Raw genomic sequence first — 14,512 nt, forward strand, 5'->3', positions numbered from 1 at the left:
CGCATGCAGGGGCCCTATACTGAACTCAGCCGACACGCCCCGGCGCAGCGACCATCGGCGGGCACTGGCGCATCCGCATGCGGTACCGGGGACGAATGCCGTCACGGGCCAGACAAGGACCTGCCATGAGCAATCGCCGCTATGTCGTCATGATCGACCAACCCAAGGATGTCTCCGACGAGCAGATGGCTGAGTACATCAAGCTCGCCATCGCCAACTGGGGCGCGGGAGTGCCACCGCCGCCACCGGACAGCCCCTTCTTCGACCTGGATGTGTTGTCGGTAACGGCCGTTCACAAGGCACATAAGGATTAAACGTTAAGCGTGCGGGCGGCACCCGGTGCAGCCAGTTCCAGTGCGGAACAGAGCCATGAAGCAGCCCCCTTATCCCAGGCATTCCGGCCCTTACCCCGGCCGCTACTGGCATTTCGCGGACGACGGCCGCATGCAATGCGACCTTTGCCCACGCCACTGCCGCCTGCATGACGAGCAGCGCGGCGCCTGTTTCGTGCGCCAGCGGGCCGGCAAGGAAATGGTGCTGACCGCGTATGGCCGCTCCTCGGGATTCTGCATCGATCCCATCGAAAAGAAGCCGCTCAATCACTTCTACCCAGGCAGCGCGGTCCTGTCGTTCGGCACGGCGGGGTGCAACCTGGCATGCAAGTTCTGCCAGAACTGGGACATCAGCAAATCGCGCGAGATGGACACGCTCGCCGATGCAGCCATGCCCGAAGCCATCGCCGAAGCCGCAGCGTCCCACCGGTGCAAGAGCGTCGCCTTCACCTATAACGACCCCGTGATCTTTGCCGAATATGCGATGGACGTGGCCGATGCCTGCCACGAACTGGGCATCATGGCGGTGGCGGTGACAGCCGGCTATATGGGCGCGCAGGCGCGGCGCGACTTCTACGCCAGGATGGATGCGGCAAACGTCGACCTGAAAGGCTTTACCGACGCGTTCTATCTTGCGTGCACCGGGGCCCACCTGGAGCCGGTGCTGGAGACGCTCCAATACCTGAAGCACGAAACCGCGGTCTGGTTCGAGATCACGACACTGCTCATTCCCGGCAAGAACGACAGCGATGACGAGATTCGCGCCGAGGCCCGGTGGATCGCCAGGGAACTAGGCACCGACGTACCGCTGCACTTCACGGGATTCCATCCCGACTACAAGATGCGCGACGTGCCGCCCACGCCCTGCACGACGCTTGCGCGTGCCCGCAAGCTCGCGCTGGCGGAGGGGCTGCACTATGTGTACACCGGCAATGTCCATGACACCGTCGGTGACACGACCTCTTGCCCCGCATGCCACACACCGCTGATCGTGCGCGACTGGCATGCGATCGAAAGCTATCGGCTGACTGCTGCGGGAACCTGTCCTGAATGCTTTGCGCCGATTGCCGGTCGCTTCGGACAATTCGAGCGCCAGTTCGGGCGGCGGCGGATTCCGGTGCAAATCGGCACCTAGTCTGATCTAGTCCGGTTAAACAATCCCCCAATGCCGATGATTTCCTCGATCGATGCCGTGACACTCGCCACCCACGACATGTCACGAGCCGTTGCCTTCTACCAGGCGCTCGGATTCCAGATCCGCTATGGAGGCGCCGACGCGGAATTCACCAGCTTCCACGTCGGCACGGGCTATCTCAACCTGATTGCGCAGCCGTCCAGCCGGCAATGGTCATGGTGGGGACGCGTCATTTTCCATGTCGACGATGTCGACGCCATCCACCAACGTGCGCTCGAACACGGGCTGCGTCCCGAGGCCGCCCCGCGCGATGCCGAGTGGGGCGAGCGGTATTTCCATCTCAGCGATCCCGACGGCCATGAGCTGAGTTTTGCGAAACGGTTGGTGGGATGAGCGCCAATGTACCTACCGCCGAAGAACCTTTACCGCGGATCGGTTCACCGAGCCTTGCGATAGTGATCCCTGATGAAGACGGGCAGATCGTTTGACGGCGGCGTAAACGGAACCTGATACATCATGTCGCCGACGAAGCCACGGTGATAGGTGGCATGGTTGACTAGATGCAGCACGATCTCCTCTTGCGTCATGACCCCCACTCCCCCGCCGACAAACTCGAAATGAACGGTCTTGGTCAAATCCTCGTTCGACCAGTTGCAGACAAGATCGATATACCAGCGGTCCATCTCCTGAACCGCTTGCCACAGATCACCAACCGGCGGGGTGTGCTCGGTGTTGCGGGCGGTGTAGCCATGTTTCCTGCCTTGCAGATGGTGCCTGAAAATGTCGTCCACGACGTACACATGGTTCAAGGTGTGGACCATGTTCCCAAACCGCGTCGGCCGCGGCCGGAGAGCCTCGCCATCCGGCAGATCCATCACGCTCCTGAAGGTCAGTTCGTTCGCCCACTCTTTGTAATGCAGCAGCATTTTCAAGGTGTCTGCGGCTGAAGCCGGTGGCGCGGAGTCAACGGCGGCTGCGGGGGATGGCTGGATCTGTGGGACTGCGGGCATGCGGATAACTCCTTGTTTCAAACGTTGGCCGGGTCGAGAAGGCCGATATCCGTTTTTATTCGAGTGGTTCCTGGTGGTGGCCTGAACGGCTTGGCGGACTGGCAAGTAGCGCCTGCAAGCTGGCTTGCCACGATGCGTTATGCAGCTTGCCTACGGCGCTGAAAATCCTCGCAGCCGGCCTTCGACATGGGTGCGGGTTTCGCCGCCGACCCAGATCCGGCCGGCTTCATCGCGGCTCACATGAATGCGGCCCTTCCGACCGAGGCGGGTCCCCTGGGCGGCGACATAGGCTTCCTTAACCACGCCTGCGGCAAACAGCCATTGCGCCAGCGAGGCATTGAGGCTTCCTGTCACAGGGTCTTCGACAATTGTCCCCAAATGATCGCTAAAAAAAGCACGAACCTCGAAGGCTGCATCACCACCGGCATGGGGGCCGACGACGCCGACATCAATCCTGCGTGGCCAGCTTCGTGCCGGGTTCAGGGCAAGCACTTGCTCCGCCGAGGCCAGCCTGATCCCCAGCCATCCGGGGCCGTTGTCGATCCAGGCGGCATCAACCACGTCGCATGGTTCGATCCCCAGAAACTGCAGCGCCTCGGCCAGTTCATTGTGTGTGGGCGTGCCGGAACGAATCAGCGGCGGAGCGCCAAAGGAAAGCCGTTCCTTATCACGTCGAACGTTAACCAGCCCTGCGCCGCATTCCTGGATGATTTCGGCCTGCTGCTTCGGCTCGCCGCCGGTCGAAAGCCAGGCACGGCAACTCCCGAGCGTCGGGTGTCCGGCAAAAGGCATTTCCCGGTCCAGCGTGAAAATCCTGACCCGGTAGTCCGCGCACGGATTTGTGGGCGATAGCAGAAAGGCCGTCTCCGACAGGTTGAACCAGCGCGTCAACCGCTGCATATCGTCCGTCTCCAGCCCATCGGCGCCAAGGACCACCGCCAGCGGGTTGCCGGAAACCGGCGCGGAGCCGAAGACGTCGACCATCTGGACGACAAAGCTCATCAATCATTCCTTAGTTCGTGGCGGCGCTGGCAGGCCCAGGCGGCGCAACCAGTCAATGTTGGTCCATCGAATAGCGACGTCAACACGCCGGGACATCAGCTCTGCGATGCAAGGAGCTTTCCTCCCGCGACCGCAAACAGCGCGGACAATCCCCCCTCGATCCAACGCCTGACTCTGGTGTAGAAAGCAATCATCGGGGCGGTCGAGAAGAGGATCGCGTAGCCGCCGAACACGATGACGCCGAGAAAAGCGCAGCCGCCGATGATCGCCGGCAAGGTGCCGCTCGAGGCGTCTTGCCGGAGCCCGAGCGACATGATCGCCGTCCAGGCCATGATGGCTTTGGGGTTGCCGATGTGCATGAGGACGCCCTGCCGGTAGAGCGACCGATAGCGTGGCGTGGCCCGCCCTGCGTCTGCGCCCGCGAAGTCCGAAACCGGCTTCAGGGCGGACCTGCCCGCGCGAAACGCCAGGTAGAGCAGATAGACACCGCCAATGATCTTGATGAGGGAAAGCGCCTGGGCACAGGCGGCCAGTATGGCGGAGATGCCGGTCGCGGCCAGGGTTGCCCAGAACAGCGAGCCTGTCATGACGCCGCCCGCCAGGACGAGGGCTGATATGCGGCCGTCGCGCATCGCCGCTGCCATGATCGCCATGTTGCTTGGCCCCGGACTGGCGATGGCGAGGAGATAAGTGCCATAGACCAGCGCGATCTGACTACCACTCATTGAACATTCACCTGGAGCGCATCCCGAAAAGGGCAAACGGGTTTTGGATAAAGTTTTGCGTTAAAGCTAAAACGTCCGGTCGGCTTCGGCCCTATTGCGGGAGATCTCCACGATGGACGATGTGGACCTTGTTGCCATCCGGATCGCGCAGATACGCGCCGAAATAGCCGTCGCCGTAATGCGGACGCGGCCCGGGAGCGCCGTCATCGGTCCCGCCATGCAGAAGACCCGCGCCATGCGCCGCCTTCACGGCCGCTTCGGACGGGGCCAGAAAGGCGACCATGCTGCCGTTGCCAGCCGTCGCCGGTTCGCCATTGTGGGGACTGTAGACATAGAAGCGTGGCAGCAGCGCTGCCTGTGTCACCCAGCACAGCGACGGCGGCCCGCCATCGGGCGTGACCATGCGCCGCCTCAGTCCGAGCGGAGCGAGCACCGCATCATAGAAATCGCCTGCGCGCTCAAGATCTCCCGTTCCCACCGTGACATGGCTGAACATCCGGCTCTCCGATTGCCCGCAAACGGTCGGGCTGAATTTGTCATGCACATATTTCCGCCTGTACCATAACTCGCATAACACTTGCTGGCTATTGAAATAGTGTCACGTGACACTATTCATTCGGATCGTAAAAATGCGGCTTCAATCCCCCTGGGTGCCCCGCCTGGCAGACATCGAAGCGAGTCTCGCTGAAAGGCTGGGGCTGGCTCTGGCCGACGACATCATCGAGGGCCGACTCAGCGGCGGAGACCGTCTGCCCGCCCATCGCGATCTTGCCGGGAAGCTGGGTATCGGGCTTGGTACGGTGACGAAAGCCTACGCCGCACTCGAACGGCGAGGTTTGGCACGCAGCGTCAAGGGTCGGGGGACGTTCGTGGCGATCCGCCAGGCACGTGAGGACCGACAGATCGATCTCTCGTCCAATGCGCCCCCGGCCATGCTTGGCGCCCGTCTGCTGGCGCGGACATTGGCCGCGATCGCACGGAAGATCGACGCGGCTCATCTCAATCTCTACGCCCCGCCCGCCGGCCACCTGGAGCACCGCCGCCTGCTGGCCAGCTGGCTCGAAACCCTCGGCATGACGGTCGATCCGTCGCATCTGGTGTTGACGAGCAATGCCCGCCAGGCCATTTCCCTGGCCTTCGAGCTTGCCTGTGGCCCGCAAGGGGTGATCCTGACAGAACGGATCACCTATCCCGGTGCCATCGCGCTGGCCCGGCGCAAAGGGTATCGGGTGCTGGGCATCGATATCGATGCGGAAGGGATGATGCCGGAAACGCTTGCCAGCGCCCTTGATGACATCGCTTCGCCCGGTAACCGGGCCGTCTATCTCACACCGACGCTCCACAACCCGACGACTGCCACGATGGGAACTGCGCGAAGGCAGGCTATCGTCGATATCTGCCGGCGGGCGGGTGCCTGGATCATCGAAGATGGCGTCTATGCGCTGGGCCCGTCCTCTGCGCCTGCACTCGCGACCTTGGCGCCCGAGATCGTTTTCCACGTCAATGGACTGTCAAAGTCCCTGGGCCCCGGATTGAGAGTCGGCATGCTCGCGCTGCCGGCTGGAATGAACGCGGTCGCCGAAGAAGCCCTGCAAGATTTACCCATGGCCCCGTCGCCATTGTCCTGTGCCGTGGTGGAAGAATGGTTATCCAGCGGCGTGGTCGAGCCGATCCAGCAGGATCTGCTTCATGAGGCGCGACGCAGATCGGACCTGGCCGTCTCGCTGCTCGGCACCAGCGAACTTGTCTCGCATCCCGATGCCTATCACGTGTGGCTACCGATGCCGCGCGACGCCGCCAATCGTTTCGCGACAGCCGCGGCCGCCTTGGGCATCAGGGTGACGCCACCAGAAGCCGTGATGGTGGACGGCGATGATCAGAGGGGCGGAATCCGTCTTTGTCTTGGTGGACCTTCCTTCGAGGATCTGACGGAAGCACTTACCCTATTGGCAAGGCTTCTCACGGCTTGTCGGTCAGAATGATATGGCCGACGACAAGTGCTCGATGTGCAGCCGTTCGGCGGCGCCCAGGGAAATGACGCATTGCCAATGCATGTCCCTGGCCGGCGCCGCCTTCAAGAATGGGGGCCGCTCCGATCCTTACATCGTTGGCTGGAAGTTGGCGGATACACGCTGGCGCAGATAGTCCTCTGCGCTGATCGGCGCGTACTTGCCGGACGGGCTTTCGATCATCACATCGCGGTTGGCCTGGCAAAAGAACGCCAGACTGTAGCGCGAGCCCTGGTATTCGTGCGGCTGTGGGTTGCGCACGCGGTGGAAATTGGAGGGCAACCGGTCATCGCTCCAGCGCATCAGCATGTCACCAATATTGCAGGTGATGATGTCATCCGCCGGCTCGATGTTGGTCCATTCCTGGCCCTCCATCTCCTTGCCCGGACACAGTTGCAGGCCACCCTGGCCCGCGCTCTGGAATAGCAGCGTCAGGCAGTCGAAATCCGTATGTGCGCCGGCGCGCCACAGTCCGGATGGCACCGAGGGGTCGCTCGGGAAATAGTGCAGCAGTCGCAGCGTGCTCTGGTAGGTGGGTCGGGACGGGTCGTGCGCCCGGGTGAAAAAGTCGCGCGCGAAGCCGAGCTTCTCGGCGAAGCAAGACAGCACGCGCATGCCGACCTGCCAGCATTGCGCCTCGAACGCCAGCATGACAGCACGAAAGGCCGGCAGCTCGTCTTCGGTCGGCCACAGCGGCGCCATGTGCGGCAGCGTGATCTGGTACGACTCCTTCTGGTCGTGTGTGCCCGTGGACGGCCGCACCTGTGCCTTGCTCTCCCAGCCGCTGTTCAGTGCCCGCTGCAAGGGGTACTGCGCTTTGACGGCTTCCGGCAGGGCGAAGAAGCGCCGCGCCATCTCGAACGCTCCCTGTACCTGCGCCAGGTCGATGCCGTGGTTGACGAGCTGGAAGAAACCGACATCGGTGGCGGCTGCCCACAGCGCTTCAGTGATCTGTGTGCGGCGCGCCTCGAAGTCGGACAGGTCGATACGGCGGACCTCACGCGCCTGGGTCTCTGAACCCTGCCCGCCCATGCAGGCTTCCTTGTCGAGTTCGGTCAGGGTGTAAGGAGAGGCCGTCAGCGTAGTCATATGTGCTCCGTGCGAAAGAAGGTCGATGGGTGTCGGACCGGGAGCAACAGGCAACGCGCAGAAGTTTGCGCAAGCAATCCGGGCAGCGGTCTTGAAGCTCCGACGGCAAGCAAGCCAAGCCGTTGCGGCTCGACCTGTTCCGACTTCAAGAGCAATTCCCGGCCAGCCGGCACAACCTGCGCGACTGGTGAACGCTTCTACTCTCGCTAGCGACAGTGCAAAGTTCACGCCAGGCAGTGAGGTCCTAAGGTAAGAGCGAATTGGCCGGTGGACGCACCAGCTTTAATCCCGCTGCACCCTCAACGGGCGGGACATGCACACCGATGGCGTGTCGGCACGAAGGGCATGGCACCCATATATGCCGCCGCGAATGGCATGGAAGTTGCTGAAGTACGAGTAAGAGTAGAAGCGTTCACTGTCGCGCCAGGAGCCGAACGGTTTCCGGATAACCAGCGCGAACAGCCGGAAATTGCTCTTGAAAGCCGCGCCTGTGTGTCCGGTAGTTCGGACCGAGACCGTGCCTTCATGACGCATGCCCTGCATCCATTGAACCGCTTGGCTCTCATGACGGCTCGGACGCAGGCGTGTTGAACGACAGCTCAAACCGCGCCCCGCCATGACACCTCGCCTCTTGCTCCGCCGCCTGCTCGGGTTGGCAGCCATTGCCGCCACCTGCTGGTCCGCCAGTGCCTTGGCACTCGACAAGGTCGTGTTCCTCACCTCCTGGTACGCCCAGGCCGAACATGGCGGCTTCTACCAGGCCGTTGCTACCGGCCTCTACAAGGAATACGGCCTCGATGTGCAGATCCGCATGGGCGGCCCACAAGTCAACGGCATGCAGATCCTGAGCAGCGGCCAGGCAGACTTTCTCATGGGCTATGACCTGCAGGTGCTCAAGAGCGTCGAACAGGGTGTGCCTGTCACCACGGTAGGCGCGTCAATGCAGACCGACCCACAAGGCATGATGACGCATGAAGACGTGAAGAGCCTTGCGGACCTGAGGACGCGCACCGTCCTGGTCTCCACCTCTGGACGCACCACCTGGTGGCCGTGGCTACGGGGCAAATACAAGCTCGACGAATCTCAGTCGCGCGTCTACACGTTCAATCTGCAGCCGTTTCTTGCCGACCCCAATGCCGCGCAGCAGGCCTACGCGTCGTCGGAGCTGTTCAGCGCCGACAAGGCAGGCGTGAAGGCGCGCTTCTTCCTGTTTGCCGATGATGGCTACCCGCCCTACGGCACCACCATCGTGACGATGGAGAAGACCGTCAGGGAAAAGCCGGATCTGATCGCCCGTTTCGTGCGTGCCTCGATGGAGGGCTGGAAGAGCTACCTGGCCGACCCGGCGCCCGCCAACGCGCTCATCAAGCGTGACAACCCGAACATGAAGGACGACCAGCTCGCCTATGGCCTGGACAAGCTCAAGCAGTTCCGCATGATCACCGGCGGGGACGCCGCCACGCAAGGCATTGGCGTGATGACCGACGCGCGCTGGCGCAAGACGCGTGATTTCATGGTCGAGGTGGGTCTGCTCAAGGCCGATCTGGACTGGAAGCGTGCCTACACCACGCAGTTCGTCAAAGACCTGAGGGTGATGCCATGAAGACCGCATCGCATGCCAAATCGGTGTTCTATTGGAGAGGCCGCCATGTCGCTCGTCTTTCGTAACAGCAGCCGCGTTGCTGCCGTCCCGCCAGCGGGTGGCAGCCCGCTTCCGTTGGATGGGGTGCGGGCTGTCGATGCCCCGGCGTTGTTCGCCAACCAGGTCGAGAAGACGTATCCGAACGGCACCGTGGCCCTCGAGCGGGTCAGGCTTGCCATCCAGCCGGGCGAGTTCGTCTCGCTGCTCGGGCCGTCCGGCTGCGGCAAGAGCACGCTGCTCAAGCTGTTTGCCGGACTGGAACAACCGTCGGCCGGCCACATGCGCTGGTGGGGCGGGCCTGCGCTCGCCGCGGGTATCGGCACGCCAGGGCGAACGTTCGCGATGGTATTCCAGGAGGCAACGTTGATGCCATGGGCGAGAGTGGCCGACAACGCGCGCCTGCCGCTCGACCTGGCGCGCATGCCGCGCGCGGAGGCCGACGAGCGCGTACGGCGCGCCCTCGCGCTCGTCGGCCTCGGTCACTTCGGAAAAGCGTACCCGCGCGAGTTGTCCGGCGGCATGCAGATGCGCGTGTCGATCGCGCGTGCCCTGGCCGTGCATCCCGACCTGCTGCTGATGGACGAGCCCTTTGGTGCGCTGGACGAGTTTACGCGTAACAAGCTCGATGCGGACCTGCGCGCACTGTGGGCCGAGCGCGGGCTGACGGTGGTGTTTGTCACGCACAGCATCTACGAGGCGGTCTATCTGTCGAGCCGTGTGATCGTCATGGCAGCTCGCCCCGGCCGGATCATTGCTGACGTGCCGATCGAAGGCCCGGCCGTGCGCGACGATGCCTTCCGCGTGTCGCCGGCCTTCATGCAGTACTGCGCGCAACTGTCGGCCCTGCTGACACAGGCCAATACCGGTGCGCCGGCGGCCGACTGATCTTTGGAGAACCCATCATGAACCCCCCGTTGTTGTCCCGTCCGGCCGTACAGCGCGTGGCAGCGCCGCTGGTCGTGGGGATCGTGCTGTTGATCGCCTGGCAGTCCATCTGCATGGCATTCGACGTGCCGCCCTACCTGGTGCCGTCGCCCGTGGCCATCGGCAAGACGCTGGCTGAAGACTGGTCCCTGTTGTTCGGCTCCCTGTGGGTGACGCTGCGCATCACGTTGCTGGCGTTTGCGCTGGCCGTGGTAGGCGGCACGGTCGCGGCATTCCTGTTCGTGCAGAGCCGGCTGATCGAGGCCAGCCTGTTTCCCTATGCAATCCTGCTGCAGGTCACCCCGGTGGTGGCGATCGCGCCGCTGATCATTATCTGGGTCAAGGAGCCGACGCTGGCGCTTGTCATCTGCGCGACGCTGGTGGCGGTGTTTCCGATCATCTCGAACACGGTGCTCGGCTTGCGCAGCGTGAATCCCGGACTCGCCAATCTGTTCCGCATCAATCGCGCGAGCCGTTGGGACACGCTGCTGCGCCTGCGGATTCCGAGCGCACTGCCGTACTTCTTTGGCGGACTGCGTATCTCGTGCGGTCTGGCGTTGATCGGCGCGGTGGTGGCTGAGTTCGTGGCCGGCACCGGCGGCACCGGTGCCGGGCTGGCGTACCAGATCCTGCAGGCGGGCTTCTCGCTCAACATTCCGCGGCTGTTTGCCGCGCTGTTCCTGATCACGGTGACGGGTATCACCCTGTTTGCGGTCATGGTGGCGTTGTCGCGGCTTGCTCTGTCCCACTGGCATGAAAGTGAACTGGCATGACGTCTCGTTCTGAACAACGTGCGGCCCTGCTGATCCGCAACGCGGCCGCCATACTCACCACTGAAGGGGCAGAGGTAGGCCCGACGGCGAAGGGCAGTCGCGGAACGAGGTCTTTTGGCCGGATAGGTGCGGTCGATTGCTCTTGAAATTTGCCAGCCTGGCGGGCTTAGGCGGGCTCGATCGATGGTTTGGCCACTTCAGTTCGTCGCGCTTCCAACCGCCGATGCAAAGGTCTTGAAATCGCCGGACTGGCCGGGATGGGGCGATCGCTGCCGGCACGGTGAAGGCCCAGCGCACCTGCAACCGGTACCGCCTGCCCCAATTCGCAGCGGCCAGCATAGCCGCGCAGAGGTAGCCGTTTTGCTCATCCAGCGAGAGCCTGAAAGTGCGTGGTCGACGGACGCCTTCCACTCTGCTCCCCTTACTTGCCTGCGACCGGCTGTACGGACACGGCAACGGCCTCGGTATAGACCGCTTCGACCCGGTCTCCCTTCTGGATGCCGTTGAGGCGTGTCGGATCCCCTACCAGCAGAACCACGATGCGTCCGTTTGGCCCCTTCAGGGTGACGCTTCTGGCGTCGGTGTCAAAGGCAACGACGTCAGCCGTGACGGTCACTTCCCGGCCGACCGTACCTCCCGGCTTTGCACCTGGCGCAGCGCGCTCCGAGATCTCGCGCTCATGCATGGCAAGCGCTCCACTGCCCTTCTTGAGGCTCATGGTCAGCGCTTCCCTGTACTCGATCGTGACAGTGTCGCCGACCTTTAACTGCTCGAAGTTCCTGACATCCGGCCCCACAACGAGATCTGTAATCTTGCCGTCGCCGGATTTCAATGAGACGGTTCGCCTTGGCGCATCGATCTTGGTGATGGTGGCGGTGAGCTTTGCGGTGCCCGTTGCAGTCGCCCCGTCAGGCGACTGCATGACGTCCACGCGGGTCTTGGGTTGCGCCCATGCAGCAGTGATTGCCACCAGCATCGCCGCCGTGGCCAGTAGTGTCTTGCCTTTCATGCCATCCTCCGTTTGCTAGCCTTGCAGTAGGTAACCAGCCGGGGACGAATGACTTGATTGCCGCCGCCCATACCGCCATCTTTTTGCGCCAGGACTGCCGGCGGCGGCAATGCCAACCACCAGCTTGATCGCACGATGCGCCCGGCATCGATGTTCACACAGCATATATCTCACTTGCACGCTCCGCTAAGAAAGCTGCGATATACATTTCGCTGAAAATCTGCGGGCCCATCTCGCTGGAATTGACTGCACAGCCCCAAGATCGGTGCAAACGCCGACAACGCTACCTCGCTGGACTGCATTGCCAGCACCAGGCAGGTGCTGGCCGCCAAAGCATCTTTTGCGGAACGGGTCTATACCGCTCACTGCCTTTAGGCCGAGGCACTGATGGATAGGCTGCCATGACGGGATGGCGGGACAAGCCCGCTGACCGCCGCCTATCACCGCTGGATGAATTCGTCTCAGACTGGCGCGGCCGCGCGCGGTCGAGGTGGAGGCAACTTTGACAAATGCAGCACAGCGCATAGTATGAGTCTGTTTGCACACCAGACAGCAGATGGACCATGCGCCCCACTCGGATGGCATTGCTGCGTGATTGGCTGTTGGCGTCGCTTCTCGCCGGGCTGGGTAGCTTGCCGCTCCACGGTCTTGCGCAGTCCCTGCCGGTCCCGGCGCCGCCGCAGGAGACGATCCCCGCCTTCAAGACAGTCGACTCGATGGAAGCCCGCGTGCAGGGCTGCGTTACCTGCCACGGACAGAGTGGCCAGGGCACTGGCAATGGCTACTATCCGCGCATTGCTGGCAAACCAGCCGGCTATCTCTATAACCAGCTGATCGCTTTTCGGGATGGCACCCGGCGCTATCCGCCGATGAATTACCTGGTCGCCTACCTGCCCGACCCCTATCTGAAAGAAATCGCCGAGTATTTCGCCAAGCTGCGCCCCGCTTTCGCGCCCAGTGCCCCTACCGACGTCCCGCAGGCCGCCATGGCGCGCGGGCAGGCACTGGTCGCGAGCGGCGATCCCAAGCAGGGGATTCCTGCCTGCGCCGCCTGCCACGGCGCCGGGCTGACCGGCATGGAGCCGGGCATTCCGGGCCTGGTCGGCCTGCGGCACGCCTACATCGTAGGGCAGCTCACGCGCTGGAAAGTGGGGGAACGGCACGCGATGGAACCGGACTGCATGAAGCGCGTCGCCTCGCGGCTGTCGGATGCCGACATCTCGGCGGTCGCCGCGTGGCTGTCGCAGCAACAGCCGCCCAAGGACCCGTCGCCCGAGTCGTCCAACCTGGTGCGCATGCCACTGGCATGCGGCAGCCAGCGATGAGGGGGCACGCCATGAAAGCGCGCGGGTTGCTCACGCTCGTCATCGGCATTGTCGTTGTGGCGGCGTTGGGCGCCCTGGCCGTGCGGCTGATGCATCGCGAACCGGCGCAAGCGCCCCCATCCGTCACCGCGGCAAGCGGCGCAAAGGCGGCCGGCGCGCAGAACCCCGCCAGCCAGATCATCGCCAAGGGCGAGTACCTGGCCCGCGCCGGCGATTGCGTGGCCTGCCATACCGAGCCGAACAATCCCGCCTTCGCCGGCGGACGCGCCATGCCGACGCCTTTCGGCAACCTGTATGTCCCTAACATTACGCCCGACGACGAGACCGGCATCGGCCAATGGACCGCCGACGACTTCTACCGGATGATGCACACCGGCGTCTCGCGCGACGGCTCCCTGCTCTACCCGGCCATGCCTTTCGCGTCGTACACGAAGGTCACGCGCGAGGATTCCGACGCGATCTACGCTTACCTGATGTCGGTGCCACCGGTAAAGCGCAAGAACCATCCACACGAGCTGCGCTTCCCGTTCAACAAGCGCGAACTGCTGATCGGGTGGCGCACGCTCTACTTCACGGAAGGCGAGTTCAAGCCCGACCCCAGCCAATCGGTCCAATGGAACCGCGGCGCCTATCTCGTGCAGGGGCTCGGTCACTGCGCCATGTGCCATACCGCCATCAATGCGCTGGGCGGCTCCAGCGAGTCGAAGGAATTCGAAGGCGGCATGATCCCGAACCAGAACTGGTACGCGCCGTCACTCACCTCGAACCGCGAGGCCGGGCTTGGCAACTGGCCGATCCAGGATATCGTCGACCTGCTGCAGATCGGCGTCTCGCACCGTGCCACGGTGTACGGACCGATGGCGGAGGTCGTCTACAACAGCCTGCAATACATGAGCGACGAGGATGTGCAGGCGATGGCCGTCTACCTGAAGGCCCTGCCGCAGCGCGACACCGAGGCGCCGCCCCCTAGCCAGGAGCGGCTGGTACAGCCCGCCGTAATGGAGGCAGGCCGCCAGATCTACCAGCAGCAATGCGCAATGTGCCACGCCGAAGACGGCAAGGGCCATCCGCCATCCTATCCGCCGCTGGCCGCAAACCAGTCGATCACGATGTCGTCTCCGGTCAATGCCATCCGCATGGTGCTGAACGGCGGCTATGCGCCCGGCACGCAGAAGAACCCACGCCCGCACGGCATGCCGCCCTTCTCGCACATCCTCAATGACGACCAGGCGGCCGCCGTGGTGACTTATATCCGCGTAGCCTGGGGCAATACCGGCACCCCGGTGGCGGCGCCGCAGGTCAACGCGTTGCGCAAGCTGCTGCCGGAATAACCGATCGCAACCAGACGAGGCCAGACATGCCAGATCCTCTCGATCACAACGAACCGCGCCCGGCCGATGCCGAGGTGCATCGCGTGGTCAGCACGGGGCCGTCCGGTACCTTCGCCGTGGCCGGCGTGGCGACGGCGATCGTCGTTCTCATCTACCTCGTCTTCTTTTTCTTCGTCCACGTGCCGCGGGGGCTGGTCCAGTGAGCG

16 protein-coding genes are annotated in these 14,512 nt (G+C 63.4%); 10 read left to right on the plus strand and 6 right to left on the minus strand.

Going from position 1 to position 14,512, the window contains the following annotated elements:
• The first annotated feature begins 125 nt into the window (after window positions 1–125).
• From E5S69_RS10725 to E5S69_RS10735, 3 genes are read left to right on the plus strand one after another with little or no spacing between them, the layout of a single operon-like run.
• On the plus strand, window positions 126–314 hold the full coding sequence (locus tag E5S69_RS10725) for a hypothetical protein (protein WP_171514635.1): 189 nt from the start codon (window positions 126–128) through the stop codon (window positions 312–314).
• A gap of 55 nt (window positions 315–369) precedes the next feature.
• Window positions 370–1,467 carry an AmmeMemoRadiSam system radical SAM enzyme gene (gene amrS, locus E5S69_RS10730; protein WP_171514636.1) on the plus strand — a complete coding sequence of 366 codons (1,098 nt, stop codon included), beginning with the start codon at window positions 370–372 and terminating at the stop codon, window positions 1,465–1,467.
• Between the two features lie 36 nt (window positions 1,468–1,503).
• Window positions 1,504–1,860 (plus strand): VOC family protein, encoded by a 357-nt coding sequence (locus E5S69_RS10735; RefSeq protein ID WP_171514817.1) that lies wholly within the window; start codon window positions 1,504–1,506, stop codon window positions 1,858–1,860.
• Window positions 1,861–1,904: 44 nt separating this feature from the next.
• Here the strand turns inward: E5S69_RS10735 and E5S69_RS10740 are convergent, their stop codons facing one another.
• The 4 genes from E5S69_RS10740 to E5S69_RS10755 form a co-directional block, all read right to left on the minus strand.
• The gene (locus E5S69_RS10740) at window positions 1,905–2,477 is read right to left on the minus strand and encodes a DinB family protein (RefSeq protein WP_171514637.1); all 573 of its coding nucleotides are present in this window, start codon (window positions 2,475–2,477) and stop codon (window positions 1,905–1,907) included.
• A 150-nt stretch (window positions 2,478–2,627) separates the two neighbouring features.
• The gene (locus tag E5S69_RS10745) at window positions 2,628–3,479 is read right to left on the minus strand and encodes a PhzF family phenazine biosynthesis protein (protein WP_171514638.1); all 852 of its coding nucleotides are present in this window, start codon (window positions 3,477–3,479) and stop codon (window positions 2,628–2,630) included.
• Window positions 3,480–3,574: 95 nt separating this feature from the next.
• On the minus strand, window positions 3,575–4,204 hold the full coding sequence (locus E5S69_RS10750) for a LysE family translocator (RefSeq protein ID WP_171514639.1): 630 nt from the start codon (window positions 4,202–4,204) through the stop codon (window positions 3,575–3,577).
• Between the two features lie 91 nt (window positions 4,205–4,295).
• Window positions 4,296–4,700 (minus strand): VOC family protein, encoded by a 405-nt coding sequence (locus tag E5S69_RS10755; RefSeq protein WP_171514640.1) that lies wholly within the window; start codon window positions 4,698–4,700, stop codon window positions 4,296–4,298.
• A gap of 133 nt (window positions 4,701–4,833) precedes the next feature.
• Between E5S69_RS10755 and E5S69_RS10760 the strand changes: the two genes are divergently transcribed.
• Window positions 4,834–6,186, plus strand: coding sequence for a PLP-dependent aminotransferase family protein (locus E5S69_RS10760; RefSeq protein WP_171514641.1), 1,353 nt, complete (start codon window positions 4,834–4,836; stop codon window positions 6,184–6,186).
• A gap of 117 nt (window positions 6,187–6,303) precedes the next feature.
• On the opposite strand, the gene E5S69_RS10765 is transcribed toward E5S69_RS10760, so the two are convergent.
• Window positions 6,304–7,302 (minus strand): isopenicillin N synthase family dioxygenase, encoded by a 999-nt coding sequence (locus tag E5S69_RS10765; protein WP_171514642.1) that lies wholly within the window; start codon window positions 7,300–7,302, stop codon window positions 6,304–6,306.
• A 616-nt stretch (window positions 7,303–7,918) separates the two neighbouring features.
• On the opposite strand from E5S69_RS10765, the gene E5S69_RS10770 reads away from it, so the two are divergent.
• Genes E5S69_RS10770 through E5S69_RS10780 form a run of 3 tightly spaced genes read left to right on the plus strand, consistent with a single transcriptional unit; the run spans window position 7,919 to window position 10,641 of the window.
• Window positions 7,919–8,905 carry an ABC transporter substrate-binding protein gene (locus tag E5S69_RS10770; RefSeq protein WP_171514643.1) on the plus strand — a complete coding sequence of 329 codons (987 nt, stop codon included), beginning with the start codon at window positions 7,919–7,921 and terminating at the stop codon, window positions 8,903–8,905.
• A gap of 45 nt (window positions 8,906–8,950) precedes the next feature.
• The gene (locus tag E5S69_RS10775; RefSeq protein WP_171514644.1) at window positions 8,951–9,829 is read left to right on the plus strand and encodes an ABC transporter ATP-binding protein; all 879 of its coding nucleotides are present in this window, start codon (window positions 8,951–8,953) and stop codon (window positions 9,827–9,829) included.
• Between the two features lie 17 nt (window positions 9,830–9,846).
• A complete protein-coding gene (locus E5S69_RS10780; RefSeq protein ID WP_171514645.1) occupies window positions 9,847–10,641 on the plus strand; it encodes an ABC transporter permease in 795 nt (264 codons plus the stop codon).
• Window positions 10,642–11,062: 421 nt separating this feature from the next.
• Here E5S69_RS10780 and E5S69_RS10785 read toward each other — a convergent pair whose 3' ends face one another.
• Window positions 11,063–11,650 carry a hypothetical protein gene (locus E5S69_RS10785; protein ID WP_171514646.1) on the minus strand — a complete coding sequence of 196 codons (588 nt, stop codon included), beginning with the start codon at window positions 11,648–11,650 and terminating at the stop codon, window positions 11,063–11,065.
• A 578-nt stretch (window positions 11,651–12,228) separates the two neighbouring features.
• Here E5S69_RS10785 and E5S69_RS10790 point away from each other — a divergent pair.
• The 3 genes from E5S69_RS10790 to E5S69_RS10800 are packed head-to-tail and all read left to right on the plus strand — an operon-like array spanning window position 12,229 to window position 14,509.
• Complete coding sequence (locus E5S69_RS10790; RefSeq protein ID WP_171514647.1) at window positions 12,229–12,975, plus strand: c-type cytochrome; 747 nt, start codon at window positions 12,229–12,231, stop codon at window positions 12,973–12,975.
• 11 nt (window positions 12,976–12,986) lie between these two features.
• On the plus strand, window positions 12,987–14,306 hold the full coding sequence (locus E5S69_RS10795; RefSeq protein ID WP_171514648.1) for a cytochrome c: 1,320 nt from the start codon (window positions 12,987–12,989) through the stop codon (window positions 14,304–14,306).
• A gap of 26 nt (window positions 14,307–14,332) precedes the next feature.
• Entirely contained in the window at window positions 14,333–14,509 is a 177-nt protein-coding gene (locus E5S69_RS10800) for a hypothetical protein (protein WP_171514649.1), read from the plus strand.
• Window positions 14,510–14,512: the final 3 nt, after the last annotated feature.

This window comes from Cupriavidus necator (assembly GCF_013141915.1).
Lineage (GTDB): Bacteria > Pseudomonadota > Gammaproteobacteria > Burkholderiales > Burkholderiaceae > Cupriavidus > Cupriavidus necator_B.